At 51.9% G+C, this 1,355-nt stretch carries 1 protein-coding gene; it reads right to left on the bottom strand.

The window, feature by feature from the left end; translation table 11 throughout:
• Positions 1-138 precede the first annotated feature (138 nt).
• Positions 139-1,355 (bottom strand): TolB family protein (locus CW742_RS13265; protein ID WP_369333022.1); only part of this gene is annotated, 1,217 nt, incomplete at its 5' end.

Here is a 1,355-nt window from a genome sequence, read left to right as displayed (position 1 = left end):
CAGTGGGACCCACCCCGCCATTTTCCCGGCCGCAGATAGGGGTTTCTCCTGTCAGGTAAATGATTATCAGGAAATTGAAAGGATACTCCCTTTCAACATCGCTCTAGGTATCATCAGAGAAATCGTACAAAGGAATCCCTATTTTTTCCCCAACCAGGTTCTGGTATGGAAAATAATTGTAAGGGCTATGAACAAGACCGGGATCGCTGCGGGGGATCCCGGTGCCGATTGCGTCACCGTCTTTGCCGGGCCGAATACCATGGCGGGCGTTTCCGTGGCGGTTATCAGGAGCGGTGTCACGACAGCTGGAGGAGATGGCGGTTCATGGATGTCCATTTCGAACAGATGGATAAATCCCTCTTCCAGTGTTTTTTCATCCGGATTGGCATAGAGGATCCGGTTGTCATCGACAGCGAGAAGTTGGGGAAATACAGTACCTGTGGGAAGGATTTCCCTCGTACCGGCTGCAGTATCAAAGACGACAATTGAACCCATCCGTTCGTCCCGCCGGTCGAAGACAGAATATTCCTGCCACACGACAAGATTCCCCGACAGCAGGGGTGCATCAGCGACAAAGTTATCCCTGCTGATCCGTGTCTCCCTGCCATACGAGATATTGTACACGTATACAGCAGGATTCCCGTCGCGGTAATCCATCCATACGACAGAATTACCGGATATTTTTGGTCTCTGCTGCAAGCCCCTTTCCGTGCAAACCGCGGTCTCGGTACCCGTCCCCATATCGTACAGGTAAATATCCCCGCCCTCAGGCTCGTTTCGCGTGTCAGTCCAGACAATTCTCTGGCCGGAGAGTGCCGGTTCTTTCTGATCTCCCAGCAGGATGCAGATATCCCGGCTGACTCCCGTACTGAGATTCATGAACACGATATCAAGGTCGCCTGCGGATCCGTAGGGTTTCCGTTTCGACCATACAACACGATCTCCATCAAGATCGGGAAATGCATTCTCCCGTTGTACGTCCGGTGCTGATCCATCGGAAGTCAATGACGTCTCCCTGCCGGTGACCGTATCGTACAGGAAAAGGTTGTTGTTCATGGCTTCGCTAAAGACAACGAAGCGCCCGGACAGCGGGATTGGTGGCCTGAATGCATACTCGTGGTGAATGTCCGGTGTCTCTGCGATCATCATCGTTGTGTTGTCAGAGAGGTTCATCAGGTAAATTCGGTTCCGGACGAGTTTTTCCTCGATTTTTCTCTCGGCCCACGTATTCATCCAGACCAGCTGGTCTCCGTCAAGATCGAAATAGTTGGAGAACTCGGTATGATCTGTAGAATCTTCATTGAGGGTGATATTTGGCGAATGGATGAGGACGTTATGGCCGTCAAGGGCACACG

The sequence above is a fragment of the Methanoregula sp. genome (assembly GCF_002835825.1).
GTDB lineage: Archaea > Halobacteriota > Methanomicrobia > Methanomicrobiales > Methanospirillaceae > Methanoregula.
This window is presented reverse-complemented; position numbering and strand designations above follow the sequence as displayed.